At 72.9% G+C, this 18,569-nt stretch carries 17 protein-coding genes and 1 pseudogene; 7 read left to right on the top strand and 11 right to left on the bottom strand.

Translation table 11 applies throughout. The features are described 5' to 3' along the window. The first annotated feature begins 388 nt into the window (after positions 1-388). The 5 genes from QC283_RS03335 to QC283_RS03315 are packed head-to-tail and all read left to right on the top strand — an operon-like array spanning position 389 to position 6,236. Positions 389-3,379, top strand: coding sequence for a sensor histidine kinase (locus QC283_RS03335; RefSeq protein ID WP_279559806.1), 2,991 nt, complete (start codon positions 389-391; stop codon positions 3,377-3,379). Beyond that, positions 3,376-3,885 (top strand): roadblock/LC7 domain-containing protein, encoded by a 510-nt coding sequence (locus QC283_RS03330; RefSeq protein ID WP_279559805.1) that lies wholly within the window; start codon positions 3,376-3,378, stop codon positions 3,883-3,885. Before QC283_RS03335 ends, QC283_RS03330 begins: the two co-directional genes overlap by 4 nt. After that, the gene (locus tag QC283_RS03325; RefSeq protein WP_279559804.1) at positions 3,882-4,322 is read left to right on the top strand and encodes a DUF742 domain-containing protein; all 441 of its coding nucleotides are present in this window, start codon (positions 3,882-3,884) and stop codon (positions 4,320-4,322) included. The genes QC283_RS03330 and QC283_RS03325 overlap by 4 nt, the downstream gene beginning before the upstream one ends. Further along, positions 4,303-4,944 (top strand): GTP-binding protein, encoded by a 642-nt coding sequence (locus QC283_RS03320; RefSeq protein ID WP_279559803.1) that lies wholly within the window; start codon positions 4,303-4,305, stop codon positions 4,942-4,944. Before QC283_RS03325 ends, QC283_RS03320 begins: the two co-directional genes overlap by 20 nt. 29 nt (positions 4,945-4,973) lie before the next feature. Next, entirely contained in the window at positions 4,974-6,236 is a 1,263-nt protein-coding gene (locus QC283_RS03315; protein ID WP_279559802.1) for a styrene monooxygenase/indole monooxygenase family protein, read from the top strand. Here the strand turns inward: QC283_RS03315 and QC283_RS03310 are convergent. The 4 genes from QC283_RS03310 to QC283_RS03295 form a co-directional block, all read right to left on the bottom strand. After that, positions 6,200-7,360: a C40 family peptidase gene (locus QC283_RS03310; protein WP_279559801.1), complete on the bottom strand. Its 1,161-nt coding sequence runs from the start codon at positions 7,358-7,360 to the stop codon at positions 6,200-6,202. The two genes, QC283_RS03315 and QC283_RS03310, sit on opposite strands and share 37 nt — an antisense overlap. Before the next feature lie 103 nt (positions 7,361-7,463). Further along, entirely contained in the window at positions 7,464-7,835 is a 372-nt protein-coding gene (locus tag QC283_RS03305; protein WP_279559800.1) for a hypothetical protein, read from the bottom strand. Positions 7,836-7,908: 73 nt separating this feature from the next. Continuing rightward, positions 7,909-8,562, bottom strand: coding sequence for a TetR/AcrR family transcriptional regulator (locus QC283_RS03300; RefSeq protein ID WP_279559799.1), 654 nt, complete (start codon positions 8,560-8,562; stop codon positions 7,909-7,911). Positions 8,563-8,598: 36 nt separating this feature from the next. Next, positions 8,599-9,537, bottom strand: a complete 939-nt coding sequence (locus tag QC283_RS03295) for an AurF N-oxygenase family protein (protein WP_279559798.1) — start codon at positions 9,535-9,537, stop codon at positions 8,599-8,601. Between the two features lie 235 nt (positions 9,538-9,772). On the opposite strand from QC283_RS03295, the pseudogene QC283_RS03290 reads away from it, so the two are divergent. Continuing rightward, positions 9,773-10,265 (top strand): annotated as a pseudogene (locus tag QC283_RS03290) (Uma2 family endonuclease). Positions 10,266-10,424: 159 nt separating this feature from the next. Here QC283_RS03290 and QC283_RS03285 read toward each other — a convergent pair. From QC283_RS03285 to QC283_RS03260, 6 genes are all read right to left on the bottom strand, one after another. Beyond that, positions 10,425-11,882, bottom strand: a complete 1,458-nt coding sequence (locus tag QC283_RS03285) for a penicillin-binding transpeptidase domain-containing protein (protein ID WP_279559797.1) — start codon at positions 11,880-11,882, stop codon at positions 10,425-10,427. Between the two features lie 16 nt (positions 11,883-11,898). Then, entirely contained in the window at positions 11,899-13,281 is a 1,383-nt protein-coding gene (locus tag QC283_RS03280; protein WP_279559796.1) for an FtsW/RodA/SpoVE family cell cycle protein, read from the bottom strand. A gap of 43 nt (positions 13,282-13,324) precedes the next feature. Then, positions 13,325-13,801 carry an SH3 domain-containing protein gene (locus QC283_RS03275; protein WP_279559795.1) on the bottom strand — a complete coding sequence of 159 codons (477 nt, stop codon included), beginning with the start codon at positions 13,799-13,801 and terminating at the stop codon, positions 13,325-13,327. 154 nt (positions 13,802-13,955) lie between these two features. After that, positions 13,956-15,200: an ATP-binding protein gene (locus QC283_RS03270; RefSeq protein ID WP_279559794.1), complete on the bottom strand. Its 1,245-nt coding sequence runs from the start codon at positions 15,198-15,200 to the stop codon at positions 13,956-13,958. Continuing rightward, a complete protein-coding gene (locus QC283_RS03265; RefSeq protein WP_279559793.1) occupies positions 15,197-16,021 on the bottom strand; it encodes a hypothetical protein in 825 nt (274 codons plus the stop codon). The genes QC283_RS03270 and QC283_RS03265 overlap by 4 nt, the downstream gene beginning before the upstream one ends. A 109-nt stretch (positions 16,022-16,130) precedes the next feature. Continuing rightward, on the bottom strand, positions 16,131-16,637 hold the full coding sequence (locus QC283_RS03260) for a protein-tyrosine phosphatase family protein (RefSeq protein WP_279559792.1): 507 nt from the start codon (positions 16,635-16,637) through the stop codon (positions 16,131-16,133). A 107-nt stretch (positions 16,638-16,744) separates the two neighbouring features. Here QC283_RS03260 and QC283_RS03255 point away from each other — a divergent pair, with 107 nt between their 5' ends. After that, positions 16,745-17,551 (top strand): NERD domain-containing protein, encoded by an 807-nt coding sequence (locus QC283_RS03255; protein WP_279559791.1) that lies wholly within the window; start codon positions 16,745-16,747, stop codon positions 17,549-17,551. Between the two features lie 77 nt (positions 17,552-17,628). Here QC283_RS03255 and ligD read toward each other — a convergent pair whose 3' ends face one another. Beyond that, positions 17,629-18,510, bottom strand: coding sequence for a non-homologous end-joining DNA ligase (gene ligD, locus QC283_RS03250; RefSeq protein ID WP_279559790.1), 882 nt, complete (start codon positions 18,508-18,510; stop codon positions 17,629-17,631). Positions 18,511-18,569 lie beyond the last annotated feature (59 nt).

The following is an 18,569-nucleotide window of genomic DNA, read 5'->3' as shown; positions in this document are numbered from 1 at the left end:
GCGGCGGCGCAGGTCAGGCGCCGGATTTGAGGTGGAATCGCGCACTCCGGCAACGCGCGGCGGCACATAGTGCCACCGCCCGTCGCAGACGTCCAACCGGCGCGCCGCACAGGCCCGCCGCACGAGCCGGGGGAACTTGCCCACCAACTCCCGTCCGGGGTTCACTCCTTCGGGTGGCGGGTCGGACGATGCACGCCCACCGCCCACCGGCACTGGAAGGGTCGGGAGCCGGTGGGGGGCCTGCCCTGCTCACGAGGTCGCCCCGTCCGAAGCGCAGCCGGCGGCAGGGAAGCAGCCCAGAGCGTGGCGGAAAGTGCACGCGCCGACCGGCCAGTTGACGGAGCGCCACCCGGGCCCACGGGTACACGAGTCAGGAATGCGAGCACCGGTGCAGAAGACGCGGCCTCGTCGCACAGGCAAGCAGACGGCCCCCGCGGGGAGCGCGGAGCACACCCCCGGCACCTCCACCCCGGCGCCGCCGGCGCCCCCCGTCGGCAAGGGCCGTCCGACCCACGTACGCAACCGCCTCATCGTCGCTGTGACGGTCGTGGCCGCCGCCATCGCCGCGGCCGGAGCCCCGTCGGTCGTCGCCGCCTCCGGGCAACTGCACGACGCCCAGGAACTGGTGACGCTCGCCGAGCGGACCCAGAGCGCGCTGACCCTCGCCCACTCCCTCGCCGACGAGCGCGACGAGGTCACCCCGTACATCGCCGCCGGCCGCCCCAAGACCAAGGCGCCCTCCGAGCAGCGCAGCGCACGGGTCGACCGGCAGGTGGAGGAACTGCGTGCCGACACCGACACGCCCGCCTCCCTGCGCGAGGACCTCGACGCCGTCGCGGCACTGCGCCGGGCGGCGCTCACCGGCAAGAGCACCGCTCTCCAGGCGCACGAGGCGTACTCGGAGGCGATCGCCGAACTGCACGCGCTGGCCGAGGAGCTGGCCGAGCTGATGCCGCCCCGCGCGGGCGCCGGCGCGTACGCCCTCGCCGAGCTGGACACCGCCGTCCAGCAGGCCGCCGCCACCCGCGGCCTGCTGCTCGCGGCCCTGAACGTGCCCAGCACCACCGAGACCGTCATCGACCCGATCACCGGCCTGCCGACCGAGACGACCACGTCCTCGGACGCCGACGCCGAGCAGCGCGACGCGCTGGCCGCCGCCGCCCAGCAGGCCCGGGTGCGCTCCGACGCCGCCCTCGCCGACTTCCGCGAGGGAGCGCCCAAGGAGGCGCGGGACAGCTTCGACTCCACGGTCGCCGGCCCGGAGGTCAACTCCGCCGAGAAGTACCTCGCCGGCCTCACGGACGAGCCGACGCTCTCCGACGACGACCTCGGCACCAGCACCAAGAGGCTGGACGCCGCGCTCTCGGCCCGCGTCGACGCCATGCGCGGCGCCGAGTCCGCCCTCTACGAGAAGCGGACCACGTCCCTGGAGCAGCTGCGCGACGACGACGTCACCGCGCTGGAGATCCGGATCGCCGCCCTCGGCGCCCTGACGCTGCTCGCCGTCGGTATCGCCACCGCCATGGCCCGCACCCTCACCCGCCCGCTCTCGGTGCTGCGCCGCGGCTCGGCCCGGCTGGCCGGCGCGGAGGACCCGACGGCCCAGGAACCGGTCGCCTTCACCGGCCGCAACGACGAGTTCGCCCAGGTCGTCCGCTCCGTCAACGCCCTGCACGCGCACGCGGCCACGCTCGCCGAGCGCGTCAACACGCTGGAGTCCGACCGCAAGCACCTCGTCGGCCAGCGGCAGAAGATGGCCGACGCCCGCGAGGAACTGCGGGCCGAACTCGCCCGGTCCGCCGCCCAGCTGGACGTCGTACGCAAGAGCATCGGCTCCACCTTCGTCAACCTCGCGCTGCGCACCCTCGGCCTGGTCGAGCGGCAGCTCGCGGTCATCGAGAGCCTGGAGGAGCGCGAGCAGGACCCGGACCGCCTCTCCACCCTGTTCAAGCTCGACCACTTCGCCACGGTCATGCGCCGGCACAGCGAGAACCTCCTCGTGCTCGCCGGCACCGAGCACATCCAGCACAGCACCGGGCCGGTGCCGCTGGTCGACGTCGTCCGGGCCGCGGTCAGCGAGATCGAGCGGTACGAGCGCGTGCGTATCGCCGCGCTGCCGCCGCACGCCCACGTGGCCGGGTTCGCCGCCGACGACCTCTCCCACCTGCTGGCCGAGCTGATGGAGAACGCCACCTCCTTCTCGCCGCCGGACCTGCCCGTCGAGGTCTCCGGCTGGCTCCTGGAGAACGGCGAGGTGATGCTCTCCGTCCAGGACGAGGGCATCGGCATGGCCACCGAGCGACTCGAGCGCCTCAACGCCCGCCTCACCGACTTCGAACCGGACACGCCCTACGACCAGGAGGGCGAGGACGGTCTCGGGCTCGGCCTGTACGTGGTGGCCCGGCTCGCCCACCGGCACGGGGCGCGCGTGCGGCTGCGGGAGCAGAAGCAGGGCGGTGTCGCGGCCGTCGTGGTCCTGCCGAACACGCTGCTCGCCGCGGCACCGCCGGCCGCGCTCGTCCCGGCCGCGCCGATGCCCGACGGCACGGGGTCCTTCTCCCTGCCGGGCGCCGACGCGGAGGCCAACTCCAACGTCCTTCAGGGGCGCGCGGAGAAGGGCACGCGGGAGGGCACGGAGAAGGACGCGGCGAAGGACGCGGACCCGCTGGTCACCTCGGCGGAACAGGCGGTACGACGCGCGGAGGCCGACCAGACCGACGGCCCGGAGCCCGCCCAGGAAGCGACACGGCCCCCCGAGGCGCAGGCCCCCGAGGCGCAGGCCCCCGAGGGGAACGCCCCCGAGGCACAGCCGGCCGGGCCCGAAACCGCCCCCGGCCGGGACCTCCCCGATGACACCACGATGGCACTCCTGCTCCCGGCCCGGACCGAAACAGAGGCCCGGACACCTGAGCCGGAGCCGGAGCCGGAGCCGGAATCGAAGGACTCCGCACCCGGTCCCTACGCCATCGGCCCCGACGCCCACGACCGCACCCCGGACGAAGGCACCGCACGGGCCGAGGAGCCCGAGCCGACCGGAGGCCCTGAGCCGACCGGAACCACCAAAGACGCCGGGCACGCCGAGACCACCGGGACCCGAGACGCCGGACCCCCCGGGCCCACCGAGACCACCGGGCCCACCGAACCGGCCGAACCCGTCACCGACAAGGGTCTGCCCAAGCGGACCCCGAAGGTCAGCGCGCCCGCGGCGGTCCCACGGCCGCGCACGACGGGTTCCGTCGACGCCGACGCACTCCGGCGCCGCCTGGGCGGATTCCGTCAGGGCGCGGAGGCCGGGCGTCGCGACGTCGAGGCGGAGATCGCCGCAGCGGACACAACCGAAGAAGCAACGGGGGGCACTGTCGAGGAGGCAAGCAGTTGACCGCTCCCAGTACCTTCGGACTCAGCAATGAAGCCCGCAACCTGCACTGGCTGCTGACCAACCTGGTCGAGGAGGTGCCCGGCATCCTCTCGGTGGCGGTGGTCTCCTCCGACGGCCTGCTCCTGCTCTCCTCCGACCAGGAGAGCTACGACGCGGCCCGCGAGGTCCGGGCCGTGCGCCGCGCCGGCCCGCGCGGTTCCGCCGCCGACCTCGCCACCGTCGTCTCCGGCGTCGGCAGCCTCACCATCGGTGCCGCCCGGCTGATGGACTTCGGCAACGTGAAGCACACGATGGTCGCCATGGACGAGGGCAGCCTGTTCGTGATGTCGATCAGCGACGGCTCGCTGCTCGGCGTGCACGGCTCCGCGGACTGCGACATGAGCGTCATCGCGTACCACATGGCCCTCTTCGTCGGCCGCGCCGGCCACGTCCTGACCCCCGAACTCCGCAGCGAGCTGCGGAAATCCCTGGAGTCCGTGTCGACCTCGACGGGGAGCACCCGATGAGCAGCAGTCCCAGGAAAACCCCGAAGAACCTCCCCGTACGCGGCGCCGACCGCAAGCCCGCCCGCGTACGCCCCTACTCGCTCACCGGCGGCCGGACCCGCTTCGGCCACGTCCTGCTCGTCGAGACGTTCGTCGGCGCCACCGCCGGCACGGCAGCGCTCGAAGCCGCCGAGGAGCGCAAGGAACTGACGAACGGTTCGCTCACCTCCCGGGTGATGCCGGAGATGCGGGCCATCGTCGAACTGTGCCGCCGTATGCGTACGGTGGCCGAGATCGCCGCGCTGCTGAAGATGCCGCTCGGCGTGGTCCGGGTGCTCCTCAGCGACCTCGCGGACCAGGGAAAGATCCGTGTGTACGGCACCGGAACCGGCCACGGCGCGGGCCGCCCGGACCGCGCTCTGCTCGAAAGGGTGCTCAGTGGACTCCGTCGTCTCTGACGCCGCCGCCTACGGCGTCTCCCCCCTCGTCGACCCCGACGAGCCCATGCGGCCCTGGCAGACGGACCGCACCCGCGCGCCCGTCGCCACGAAGATCGTCGTCGCGGGCGGCTTCGGCGTCGGCAAGACCACGCTGGTCACCGCCGTCTCGGAGATCACGCCGCTGCAGACCGAGGCGCTTATGACCGAGGCGAGCGAGGAGACCGACGACCTCACCGCCACCCCGGGCAAGCTGACCACCACCGTGGCCATGGACTTCGGCCGCATCACGCTCGACGACGACCTGGTGCTCTACCTGTTCGGCACGCCGGGCCAGCAGCGGTTCTGGTTCATGTGGGACGACCTGGTGCGCGGCGCGATCGGCGCAGTCGTGATGGCCGACACCCGCCGCCTGAAGGACTGCTGGCCGGCACTGGACTACTTCGAGAGCTGCGGACTGCCGTACGTCGTCGCGGTGAACCACTTCGACGGCAGCGAGCTGTTCGAGGCGGAGGACGTGCGGGAGGCGTTGACGATCCCCGCGCACATACCTGTAATGATCATGGACGCGCGCCGTCGGATCTCGGCCATCGAGACCCTCTTGTCCCTCGTGGGCCACGCGCTCGACGAAACACCCGAGTAGACGACCCCCGAGTAGGAGACGGAAACCGCATGCGGAAGATACTCGTCGTCGGAGCCGGCCAGTCCGGTCTCCAGCTCGCCCTCGGCCTCCAGTCGCACGGCTACGAGGTCACCCTGATGTCCAACCGGACCGCGGACGAGATCCGCACCGGGCGGGTCATGTCGACGCAGTGCATGTTCCACACGGCACTCCAGCATGAGCGCGATCTCCAGCTGAACTTCTGGGAGTCCCAGGCCCCGAAGATCGAAGGACTCGGCGTCTCGGTGGCGGCCCCCGGCTCCTTCGACCCGGGCCCCTCGCAGCGCGCGATCGACTGGGTGGGGCACCTCGACGGCTTCGCGCAGTCGGTGGACCAGCGGGTGAAGATGGCCGGCTGGATGGAGACCTTCGCCCAGCGCGGCGGCCAGCTGGTCATCCACGGCGCGGCCGTCGGCGACCTCGACTACTTCTCCCGCGCCTACGACCTCGTCCTCGTCTCGGCGGGCAAGGGTGAGCTGGTCCAGATGTTCGGCCGCGACGCCTCCCGCTCCCCGTACGCCGAGCCGCAGCGCGCGCTCGCGGTGGCCTACGTCCACGGGATGGGCCCGCGCCCGGAGCACCCGGACATGGAGGCGGTCCGCTGCAACCTGGTCCCCGGCGTCGGCGAGATGTTCATCATGCCGACGGTCACGCTCTCGGGCCGCGCCGACATCCTGTTCTGGGAGGGCATACCCGGCGGCCCGCTGGACGCCTTCAAGGACGTCAAGGACCCGGCGGAGCACCTCTCCCTGACCCTGGAACTCATGGAGAGGTTCCTCCCCTGGGAGTACGCGCGGGCCACCAAGGTCGAGCTGACCGACGCCGGCGGCACGCTGGCCGGCCGCTACGCCCCCACCGTCCGCAACCCGGTCGGCCGGCTGCCCGGCGGCGGCCTGGTCCTCGGCGTGGCCGACGTGGTCGTCGCCAACGACCCGATCACCGGGCAGGGCTCCAACTCCGCCTCCAAGTGCGCCGCCTCCTACCTCGCCTCCATCCTGGAGCAGGGCGAGAAGGAGTTCGACGAGGCCTGGATGCGGCAGACCTTCGACCGCTACTGGGAGACGGCCCAGCACGTCACCAAGTGGACGAACACCATGCTCGCCCCGCCGCCGGAGCACATCCTCAACCTGTTCGGCGCCGCCGGCGAACTCCAGCCCATCGCCGACCGCTTCGCCAACGGCTTCAACGACCCGGCCGACTTCGAGAACTTCTTCTACGACCCGGCGAAGACCGAGGGCTACCTGATGGAGGTCTCGGGCGCCGCGGGCGCGTAGGCGTCGGCGTATCCCTCGTCGGATCCGTCCGTCGTCTCCTCGGGGAGCCTCGGTGGCGCGTACCGCCGCAGTGGCTCCCCATCGGGGTCGGGCCGTACGGCGCCCAGCACCGGGTTGGCCGCGATCGGTGACACCTTGACCTCGGCGCCGGGACGCGGCGCCTGGACGACCATGCCGTCACCGAGGTACAGCGCCACATGGGTGGCCTCGGGGAAGTACACGACCAGGTCGCCGGGCCGCAGCTCGCCGAGCGGCACGCGCTCCAGCCGGGCCCACTGCTCCTGGCTGGTCCGGGGGATCGGCGACCCGGCCCGCTCCCAGGCCACGGAGGTCAGTCCCGAGCAGTCGTACGACGCCGGCCCCTCCGCCCCCCACTCGTACGGCTTGCCGAGCTGCTCCACCGCGAAGCGCACCGCCCGGTCGCCCTCCGCGGACGGCCTGCCGTCGTCACCGAGCGCGCCGGACGCCATGAACCGCTCCTGGTCCTCGGTGATCCCGTTCCTCTCGAACTCGGCCAGCGCGGCCAGCTCCTCGGGAGTCAGCGAGGCGAGCAGCTCCTCGACCGCGCGCAGCCTCTCCTCCACGTCGTCCCGCTCCACCTCCTGCCGTTCGGCGAGGGCGAGTTGCTCGTCCAGGGCCTCGCGTGCCCGCCGGGCCAGCTCCCCGGCCCTCTTCTCGTCGCCGGCCAGGCGGCCCACCGTCTCGACCCGTTCCCTGGCCAGCTGCCCGATCACATGCCCCTGGTCGAGCGCGTGCTGCGGATCGCGGGCCAGCAGCAGCCGGAGATAGGGGGAGAGGTTGCTGCTGTTCTGGTACTGCTGCCGGGCCAGCCGTCCGGCGGCGCCGCGGCTGTCGTGCAGGGACAGCCGGGTGCGGGCCAGTGCGGCGTCCAGCCGCTTCACCTCGGCGCGCTGCTTCTTCAGGCGCTCCTCGGTGGCGTTGTAGGTCTCGGTGGCCTTCTCCGCCTCCTGGTACAACCGCTGAAGGTCTGTCAGCAGCCCTGCCACGGACCGGTCGCCGCCGGCCCCGCCGGGCTCGGGTTCGGCCGTGGCGGGCACGGGCGCGAGGGCGATCCCGGCCGCCATCGCCGCCGTACACACCAGACGCAGAAGCCTTCCTGACACGCCATCACCTCCGGTGCGGGGCGGCTCGTCCGCTCCGCACGGCGAGCATGTGACGTGTTCCCGGACTCCGCGCGCCGAGTGTGCGCGGTTCGGCGCAACGGGGTCACCCGTGGGCGTCGTCCGGCTTGCCGTCCGGCGTGGCGTCTGGATCGGCGGCGCGCCTCGCGTCCGGTTCGACGCCCGGTTCGACGCCCGGAGTGGAATCCGGAGCGGCATCCGGTTTGGACCAGGGCCACTTCCGGCCGGAGCCCTTCCCGCCCTCGGGGGCGTACACGTACTTCCAGCGGGCGAACCCGAGCCCGCCCCCGGCGTCCCGGGGCACGCGCCGGTACACGAGCACGGTGGGCGGGCCGCCGTCCGGGGCCGGTACGGGGATGCGGTAGGTCTTCGGCGGGTGCCCGGTCATCCCCACCAGCACGGGCAGCGTCCGCCCGTCCATGGGGCCGCCCTCGAAGGGGGTGTCTGCGCTCTTCACCGCACCAGTGTCGGCGATCCGTGCGCCGCTGTCAGATGTCCCGGCACCGGTGCCGGATGTCCGGCGTCGGGTGTCAGACGTCCCCCGCCAGGGCCGCGACCAGCGCCTCCGTCTGCGGGTCGCGGCGGGCGGTGACCGTCAGCACGGCGAGGAACTGCTCCACGAGCCAGTCCCGCAGTTCGTCGAAGGGTGGCTCCTTGCCCTCGTCCAGCCAGATCAGCGAGGCCGCCTCCACCGCCGTGATCCACATCCGCACGGTCATCCGCAGCCGCGGGCCGGGCTCGGCGACGTCCAGGTGGCTCATGATGTGGTCGGCGGCGGCCCGGCGTACGCCGTCCACGATGGAGGAGGTCCGGGAGGTCTCGGCCACACTGCCGCCGCGCAGCAGGGCGCTGAAGCCGGTGTCGTGCTGGTCGACGAAGGTGAGGTAGCGGTCCAGGGCGCGGGAGAGCCGGGCGAGCAGCGGGCCCTCACGGGGCTCGTCGAAGCACAGCCGCAGCTCGTCGGCGGCGGACCTGAGCGCGGCCTCGTACAGCTGCTGCTTGCCGCCCGGGAAGTACCGGTACACCAGCGGCCGCGAGACCCCGGCCTGCTCGGCCACGTCGTCCAGGGAGACCTCCTCCGGCGGCCGGTGCGCGAAGAGGGCGAGCGCCGCGCCGAGCAACTGGACGCGGCGCTCCTCGACACTGAGCCGGCGGTAGGCGGGGGAGGAGGCCTGCGGGGTCATGAACCGCAGCCTAATCGGCACGGCCCCACCCGGTGCCTACGCCAGCAGCCCCGACGACCTCCACAGCCGCCGCCCGACTCCCCGCAGCACGCCGATGTCGTCCAGGAAGTCCGTCAGGCGCTTCGAGCCGGTCTGCATGATCTCGCGGCGGTGGCCGCTGGCCTTGACCTGGGCCAGGGCCTCGCGCTTGTCCAGGCCGACGTTGGTATAGACCTCGGGGTTGACGAAGGCGACGGAGAAGACGCGGGCGAACTCGCCGGAGGTGATCCGGGTGAACTCCTGCGACCACTTCGGGGCCGTCACCATCTGGCGGCGCAGCTCCTCACGGGCGTAGCGCACGTGACGGGCCTCCTCCACGACGTGGATGCGTGTGACGCCCCGGATCAGCGGCTGGATCCGCTCGTCGGGGAAGGTCAGCCGCTGCATCCAGTCCAGCACCTCCTCGCCGAGCAGCGTGGCGGTGAAGGAGCCGGGCGTGGTGGAGATCGTCTTGAACAGGCGGCCCAGGTGCTGGTGCAGGGGGCTCACCGGGTACCACGGCGTCTCGCCGCGCGATATGAGCCGGGCGAACATCTTCGAGTGCCGGCACTCGTCCTCGATCTCGGTCAGCGCGTAGCGCACGTGCGCGCTCGTCGCCGACTTGTCGTAGATGTGCCGCACCAGCAACTGCATGAGGATCAGCTCGAACCAGATGCCGAGCGAGGCGAGCGCCGCCGCCTCGTGCTGGGAGAGCGCGATGCGCTGCTCCTCGCTCATCCGCTTCCACATCGGCGTGCCGTACAGCGACACCAGCTCCGGCGGCCAGAACCACTTGCCCTCCTCGAAGGGCGCGTCCCAGTCCAGCTCCTTGTCCGGGTCGAAGGAGTGCTTGGCGGAAGAGGCGAGCAGCCGCTCGGCCACCTGCTCCCGGTCCTTGAGCAGGCCGAGAGCGTCGCGCAGACCGTCGAGCGCGTCGGCTTCCGTCAGGGTCGTCATGGCTGTCCCACCTCGTCGTACGGTTCGGGTTACCGGCGGTTACTCCCACTCGCTCCGTCTTATGAGACTGCGCGTCAGCAAGCTCGTCAATCCCTTGGGCGGGACTTGTCGACCGGGAGTGAAGGTGAGGCGGGCGTCAACGGCGCGGGGCCGGATCGCCTGGTGGAGCCAAGAGCCTGGATTCTTCCTGGGTACGCTGGCTGGGTCAGGCAGACTCCAGCGCATGGGAGCGATCATGAGCCCCGCACGTGACTACGGGCTGGACGACGACTACGAGTGGCCCCGTCCGCCGGCGGGCGGCTGGACGGCGGACGACCTCGACGAGCTTCAGTGTCAGGCTTGACCGGCGCAACCGGCCGGAACCCGACGTGCTGGTGTACCGGGCGGACGCGGACACCGGGCCTCAGCAGACCTGGCATCACTCAGACTCCGTCGTCCTCGCCATCGAAGTGGTGTCCGAGGACTCCATGGAACGTGACCGGGATGTGAAGCCCCGTAAGTACGCGGCGGCCGGCATCCTCCACTACTGGAGGGTGGAGGAAAGCGACGGGCTGCCTGTGGTTTACACCTACGAGCTGGATCGAGCCACGGACACCTACACCGTCACGGGCATCCACCACGACCGTCTGAAACTGACCGTGCCGTTCCCCCTTACGATCGACCTCGGTGCGATCAACCGCCGACCACCGGTTGCGTCGCCTTCGGAGCCGCCGCAGACGTCTGGCTGACCGCCTCCGCGAGCCGCTCGAAGAGCTCCGAAGTCCTTCAACCGCGGAGATTCCAGCGGAGCCTTGAGGTAGGCGATGTTGACCTGGGCGAGCTCGTACGCGGGGTTCAGTCATGTATCGGACATCAGGTCGGGCGGTCCGTGCCGTGGTGTCCCTGTCTCACGACGTGAGCACCGCCTCCATCACCGCCCGCGCGATCGGCGCCGCCAGTCCGCTGCCGCTGATGTCCTCGCGGTCCCTCGCCGAGCCCTCGACCACCACCGCGACCGCGACCCTAGGCTCCAGGTCGTCGTCGCCCTGCGCCCAGGAGACGAACCAGGCGTACGGGGCGCCCGAGTTGCCCACCCCGTGCTGGGCGGTGCCGGTCTTGCCGCCGACGGTGGCGCCGCGGATGGCGGCGTTCGCGCCGGTGCCGTTCTCCACCACGCCGGTCATCAGCTCCTTCAGCCGCGCGGCCGTCGACGGTCGCATCGCCTCCCGCGAGGGCCCGGGCCCCGCGGTCGCCAGCACGCTGCCGCCCGCCCGCAGAGTCCGTTCCACCAGGTACGGCGAGCGCACCTGGCCGCCGTTGGCCACCGCCGCCGCCACCATCGCCATCTGCAGCGGAGTCGCCCGCGTGTTGTACTGCCCGATCGACGACAGCCCGAGCTGCGCCCGGTCCACCGAGGTGTCGAAGGTGCTCCGCGAGACGGCGAAGGGGATGCGCAGCCGGGTGTCGTTGAAGCCGAAGGCCTCCGCCGTAGCCGCCATGTCGCGCACGCCCACGTCCACGCCGAGCTTGGCGAACACCGTGTTGCAGGACCACTCGAAGGCCTCCCGCAGCGAGGCGTCCCGGCATCCCTCGGCCTCGTTCGTCAGCCTGGTCCGCGTCCCCGGCAGGGTGTAGGGGGCGGGTGAGCGGGTCGGCGCGTCGAGGTCCCGGATCACGCCCGAGTCCAGCGCCGCCGCCGCGGTGACCACCTTGAAGGTCGAACCCGGCGGATAGGTCCGGCGCACGGCCCGGTTGAGCATCGGCCGGTCCGGGTCGTCGTTCAGCCGGTGCCAGGTCCGGGTGGCGGCCGCGCTGTTCCCGGACAGCAGCTGGGGGTCGTACGACGGGGTGGACACCAGCGCCAGGATGCGGCCGGTCGACGGCTCGATCGCGGCCACCGCCCCCTTGCGCCGGCCGAGCCCCTCGAACGCGGCCCGCTGTGCGGCCCCGTCGATCGTCGTCACGACGTCGCCGCCCGGGTTGTGGGCGCCCGTGACGTCGTTCCAGAGGGGGAGCGGGGCGAGCGTCGGGTCGGCGCCGGAGAGGAGGCCGTCCTCGGCGGCCTCCAGCAGGGTCGTCCCGTACGCCTGCGAGGCGAAGCCGGTGATCGGCGCGTACATCGGCCCGTCCTGGTACGTCCGTTCGAAGCGAAGGTGCTCGCCGGTGTCCCGGGAGCCGGTGACCGGCTCGCCGCCGACCAGGATGTCGCCGCGCGGCTGCTGGTAGCGGGCGATGTCCGGGCGGCGGTTGGCCGGGTTGTCGTCGTACTCCGGGGCCTGGACGATCTGCACCCGGGCCGCGTTCACCAGCAGGGCGACCAGCAGCAGGGCGCAGAAGACGGCGGCGTGCCGGATGTTCCGGGTCACCGGAGCTCCCCCGCTCTCACGGCGCCACCTGCCCGTCGGCCTGGCCCGCCTGGCTGCGGGCCGCGTGGCTGACCCGGATCAGCAGCGCCACGATCGCCCAGTTGGTGACGACCGAGGAGCCGCCCTGGGCCAGGAACGGCATCGCCATACCGGTCAGCGGGATCAGCCCGGTCACCCCGCCCGCGATGACGAACACCTGGAGCGCCACGATCGAGGAGAGGCCGACCGCGAGCAGCCGGCCGAAGGGGTCGCGGGCGCCCAGCCCCGCCCGGTAGCCGCGCTCCACCAGCAGCGCGTACAGCAGGAAGATCGCGGTCAGGCCGAGGAAGCCCAGCTCCTCCCCGGCGGTCGCCAGGATGAAGTCGGACTTGACGGCGAAGCCGATCAGGACGGAGTGGCCGAGGCCCAGGCCCGTGCCGGTCACCCCGCCCGCCGCGAAGGCGAACAGCGACTGGGCCAGCTGGTTGGGTCCCCGGCCCGCCTCGATCGACGCGAAGGGGTGCAGCCAGTCCTCCACCCTGCTGTGCACGTGCGGCTCCAGCCAGCCCACGGCGACCGCGCCCAGCGAGGCCAGCACCAGGCCGACGGCGATCCAGCCGGTGCGGCCGGTGGCGACGTAGAGAAGGACGACGAACAGGCCGAAGAACAGCAGCGAGGTGCCGAGATCGCGCTCCAGGACCAGGACGCCGACGCTGACCAGCCAGACGGCGACGATCGGGCCGAGAACCCGGCCGGTGGGCAGCTGGAGCCGCCACACCCGGCGGCCCGCGTATGCCAGCGCGCTGCGGTTGGCGGCCAGGTAGGCGGCGAAGAACACCGCGAGCAGGACCTTCGCGAACTCGCCGGGCTGGATGGAGAAGCCCTCGACCCGGATCCAGATGCGGGCGCCGTTCACGGCCGGGAAGAAGATCGGCACGGTGAGCAGCACGAGGGCGGCGGCGACGCTGACGTAGGCGTAGCGCTGGAGCACGCGGTGGTCGCGCAGGAGCAGCACGACCACGATGAACAGCCCGACGCCCAGCGTCGACCACACCAGCTGGGTGGGGGCCGCCCGGTCGCCCGGCGTCTCCAGATCGAGCCGGTAGATCAGCACCAGGCCGAGGCCGTTGAGCAGTACTCCGATGGGCAGCAGGAGCGGGTCGGCCCAGGGGGCGCGCAGCCGTACCGCCAGATGGGCGAGGAGCGCGAGCACGCCGAGCCCGGCGCCGTAACCGGCGGCGCCGGGCGGGAGGGTGCCGTGCTGGGCGAGGCCGACGTTGCAGTAGCCGAACACGGACAGCAGGACGGCCATGAGGATGAGCGCGAGTTCGATGCCACGGCGCCGGGGGAGGCGGGCGACGGGAGCGGGCGTGTCCGCCTGTGCCACGGTGATTCCGGTTCCGGTTCCGGCCTTGGTCATGTCCGGAACTTACCCAAATGGTGCGGTGTGGGAGTCGTTCGCATCAGCACCAGCGCGGCGCGGGCCCGACGTTGTCGATGTAACGGGCCGCGCCCCAGGCCCAGGTGCCGTCCGTCAGGAGGTACCAGAGCGGGTTGCCCTTCACCTTGTCGCCGGGGGTCTTGCAGTAGATGTGGACGGTCTCGCCGCGGTGGGCGTACCGGATGACGTCCGAGCCGCGGGCCGGCGAGGTGCGCAGGGCGAGCCGGTCGGCCGTGACGACGCCCCGGTAGCTGCCCTGCTCCTGGCGGCCGTCGTTCCCGCCCCCGTGGCCACCGCCGTTTCCGCCGCCGTTCCCGCCTCCGTTTCCGCCGGAGGGGTTGGCGGTGGCGCTGCCGGAGCCGGAGTCCCCGCCGCCCCACTCGTCGTTCGCGACGGCGGGCGTGACGGCGACGGCGGTGGCGAGCGCGCCGGCGGCGACGGCGGTGGCGAGGCCGCGCAGGAGCGGTGAGCGCGGGGACAGTACGGACAGCAGGGACATGGGAGTACCTCCCGAGGAGTGGGGAGCGAACGGGACTTCAGGTGACTGACCGCCACGTTGGGTCAACAGGTGACTAACCGCCACATTAGGAGCGCCCGCCACGGACCGCCCGCCGCACTGCGCCATCGGGGAACCGGCCGGTCCGCCGGGCCGGTCAGGGCTGCTGAGGCAGGGTCAGGGTCGCCAGTGCCCCGCCGTCCGGCGGGTTGGTGAACGCCAGCCGCGCGCCGAGCACCTCCGCCTGCCCCAGCGCGATCGTCAGCCCGAGCCCGTGCCCCTTCGACCCGCCCTCGGTGCGGAACCGCTGCGGCCCGTGGACGAGGAGGTACTCCGGATAGCCGTCCCCGTGGTCCCGCACGGTGATCACCGGCCCGTCCACGGTCAGCACCACGGGCGCCCGCCCGTGCCGGTGCGCGTTCGCCACCAGATTGCCGAGCACCCGCTCCAGCCGCCGCCGGTCCGTCTCCACCCGCGCGTCCCGTACGACGCCCACGCGCGTGTCGGTGCCGGAGGCCCGGACGACCCGCCCGGCCAGCGCGCCCAGCGCCTCCGGGTCCACCTCCAGCAGCTCCCGCCCGCTCTCCAGCCGGGAGATCTCCAGCAGGTCCTCGGTGAGCGTGCGCAGGGCAGCCACCCGGTCCCGGACCAGTTCGGTGGGGCGGCCCGGCGGCAGCAGCTCGGCCGCCGCGTGCAGGCCGGTGAGCGGAGTGCGCAGCTCGTGCGCCACGTCCGCGGTGAACCGCTGCTCTGCGAGCAGCTTGCCCTGCAGCGACGACGCCATGGAGTCCAGCGCGGCGGCGACCGACGCCACCTCGTCCTGCGGCCGCGTCGGATCCTGGGCACGGGGATCGTCGACCCGGGCGTCGAGGTCGCCCGCGCTGATCCGCCGCGCCACCCGCGCCGTGGTGTGCAGCCGCCTGGTCACCCGCGTCACGGCGAACACGCCCACCAGCAGTGTCGCGCCGATCGCCAGCGCCGACGACCACACGATCGCGCCGTCCAGACCGTCGATGGTGCGCTGTCCCTGTGTGTGGTCGACCCGCACGGCGAGTGCCCGGCCGCCCGTGGCGGGGCCCGCCGCCCACATCGTGGGGCGCCCGTCGTCCTCGGCGGCCATCGTGCCGCGCCGGCCCGAGACGGCCAGCTCACGCAGCCGCTCCGGCAGCCCCGGCGGGTCCACGCCGGCGCCCCGCCGCAGCGGGTCCCCGGCCTCGTACGCCCTGGTCGCCTCCCCGAGCCGGGCCAGGGCCGTGTCCCGGGCCTGGCCCACCGTCTGGTTGGTCACCGAGACGTGCACGAGGACGCCGAGCAGTGCGGCGAGCGCACAGCACATCACCGTGATGAAGAGGGCGGCCTTCACCGCGAGCGGGCCTGCCCCCCGGGGGAGGACGAGTCTCACGGGGCACTCGCCGACGGGGGCGCGGACCGGGACGCGGAGGCTGACGGGGACGGTGACGCGGACGGGCGCTTCGTGTGCTTCCCGCTGTCGTCCGTGCGCAGCATCTCGTCGCTCGTGAGGAGCATGGCCCGCTGGTCGGGGTCCCAGGTCCACTGCAGCCGGTACTCGTAGCCCGCGACCTCCGACGGCGACCGGACGATCACCGCCCGCCCGGCCAGCTCGACCGCGCTCACCGCGTCGTCGTAGGACATGACCCGCACGAGCCGGTCCTTCTCGACCGTGTAGACGCGCACGGCGGTCAGCTTCTCGGGCAGCAGCCGGAAGCCCAGGGTCATCTCGGGGCGTCCGTCGCCGGTCAGGTCGCGGTAGTACGGCCTGAGCACCGGGCACCGGCCGCGCTCGCCGGCCGCATCGTCGGCGCTGTCGGCGCCGTCGGCACGGTCGACACCGGCCGCGCCGCAGTCCGCCATCCGGCGGGCCGTCTCGCCGTACGGCGCCCCGTCGCCCCGGTAGTCGTCCGGACGCGCGGTGATCTCGGCCCGTACGGCGGCCACCGGATCCGCCTCGCGGATGTCGCCGCCGGGCACGGCGACGCCCTTGACGACCTCGTTGTCCACCTCGCCGATGTCGTAGGCCGGAGTCGACGCCGGTGTCAGGTCGGGCCAGAGCCGGGCCGGGCTCTGCGCGGCCGGTGTCGCGCCCGCGCTCCGCAGCCCGCCCGCGTCACCGCAGCCGGCCAGCGCTCCGGACGCCGCGGTCGCCAGGAGCAGCGCGAGGGCGGCGGGGACGCGGGCGGAGCGGCCACGGCGGCTCGGGAGCACTGCACTCCTGGGGGTTCGGTCGTCCAGTGACATCAGGTGATCGGAATCGGTGATCCGCTACACCCTATTCGGACGGAAGTCCATTTTGCCCGCGTGGCGGGGGGCCGGGCTACTCGGCCAGCTCCTCCAGCAGCCGTGCGGTGTCCAGACCGGCCCGCAGGTACTCGACGAACAGGTCGTTGTGCAGTGCCCACCGCGAGCGCCGGGCACGGATCAGCCGCACCGCCTCCTCGGCCGTACCGCCCCGGCGTACGAGCGTGTGCGCGACGACGAGGCCGGAACGGTTGTACCCGTGGTAACAGCGAACGAGGACCTTGCGGCCCCTGTCCAGCGCCTCGCCCGCGGCCTCCGCGAGCCGGATGACACCGGCGAGCTGGGTGCCGTCGAGGGGCCCGTCGGGGATCGGCCACACATGGTGCTCGACACCTTCGTCCGGCCCGTGTCCGGGCAGTCGGAGCAGGGTCTGCACGAGATCGAACTCGTCCCGTACGACGGCGAGCTCCCGCTCTCCGGCCTGCCGCTCGAACTCGTGCCCGCCCATCCACAGCCCCGGCACGATCTCGTCCCACGGCCGGCCCGGAGCCGGCACGTCCGCTCCCTTCCCACGGGTACGCACCAGCGCCTCCCCACCCCGTCCGAAGGTCTGTCCGACCGCCCTCAAAGGTAGCCGGGTTCTTGCCCCCGCAGCACCCCGCCTGTTCCCATGGTCGTGGGGTGATGGGCATGAAGGGACTGCGCGTCGTACCGACCTGGCGGCACGGTCAGGAACGGCTGTACGTCTGCCTCCCGGACGGCGGGAACGTCGCCTGGTACGACCGTGAGACCGCACGGGTCAACCTGCTCAGCGACGACCGCGAGGACGAGGTCCTCCAAGCCCTGGGCCCCTTCCTCACCGGCCCCGTCACGGTCGGCCCGCCCCCGGTCCCGACCCCCGCCGAGCTGGCCCGGCTCTCCCTCCACCCGGACGACGACCTGGCCCCCAACCGGCCCGGCGAGGCACTCCTGGTCGCCCTGGAGCGTGACCCCGGTCCGGCGCACCGGCTGCGCCGGGCCGATCCGCGTCGCCGGGCGCTGGCGGCCGAGCAGGCGGCGGGGGCGGCCCTGGACCGCCTCGACGGAGCCGGCTGGCACACCCTGCACTCCGTCCCGCTGCCCGGCGGCGACCGCGTCCACCACCTGCTGATCGGCCCCGGTGGCCTCTACGCCGTCCACGCGCTGCCCGCCCGCAGGCAGCGCGTCCAGATCACCGACCCCCTGGTCGCGCTGGGCCGCCGCGAACCGCTTCCGCTGCTGCGCCGGGTCCGCGCCGACGCCGACCGGGCCTCCTACGCCCTGACGGCCGAGGTCCACCCCGTCCTCGTCCTCGTCGGCCCGGCACACGTGGTCGTCACGGCCCCGCCCCGTTCGGTCCGCGTCCTCACGGACGAGGAACTGCCCGGCCTGGCACGCCCGGGCGGGGTGCTCAAACCGGCGGACGTGGAGGCCCTGCACGCCATGGCCCGCGACCGCGCCACCTGGACGCGCGTCTGAGAGCGGTCGCGGCTGAGGGCGGTCATGGGTCAGGACGGTCGCGGGCCAGGACGGTCGCGGGTCAGGACGGTCGCGGGTCAGGGCAGCGGTGCCGCCCGCCGCCGTTCGAACAGCGGTGCCAGCAGGTCGCCGTAGTCCCGCACCCGCGGTCCGACGTCTCCCGCCCGGAAGACGAACTGCTCCGCCCGCCGGCACCCGGCCACCTCGTCCCACGTCACCGGCGTGGAGACCGCCGGCTCGGAACGGGCCCGCATCGTGTAAGGAGTGGCCGTGGTCTTGCGGGCGGCGTTCTGGCTCCAGTCGACGAACACCTTCCCCGGCCGCAGACTGCGCGTCATCCGGTGCACCACCAGCCGCGGCAGCGCCCGCTCCGCCTCCATGGCCAGCGTCTTCGCGTACTCCGACACCCGTTCCGACGACGACCCGCGCACCCCGGCCAGCAGGTGCAGCCCCTTCGCCCCGGACGTCTTGGCGTACGCCTCGATCCCGTCCGCCGCCAGCCGCTCCCGCAGCCACAGCGCGACCTCGCAGCAGTGCACGACGGTCGCGGGCGGCCCGGGGTCGAGGTCGAACACCAACCGGTCGGCCTCGTCGGGATCGTCCGCGGTCCACTGGTGCGTGTGGAACTCGGTCACCAGGTTCGCGGCCCACATCAGGCTCGCCAGGTCCTGCACCAGCACCATCCGCGCCGGGCCCTCCGACCGGGGCACCTCGGCCGTGGTGACCCAGTCGGGCGTACCCGGCGGCACGTTCTTGGTGAAGAACACCTGGCCGTCCGGACCGTCCGGATATCTCAGGAAGGAGACCGGACGGTCCCGCAGGTGCGGCAGCAGCACCTCCGCGGTCGTCGCGTAGTAGTGCAGCAGCTCGCCCTTGGTGAGGCCGGTCGCCGGATACAGCACCTTGTCCAGGTTGCTGAGGGCGATCCGTCGCCCCTCCACCTCTGTGATAGGCGCCATACCATGAGAATCTCATGAAACGCGGACAAACCGCCCGACGGGCATCCAGCATTCGACCG

Source organism: Streptomyces sp. DH41, from assembly GCF_029813785.1.
Taxonomy (GTDB): Bacteria; Actinomycetota; Actinomycetes; order Streptomycetales; family Streptomycetaceae; genus Streptomyces.
This window is presented reverse-complemented; position numbering and strand designations above follow the sequence as displayed.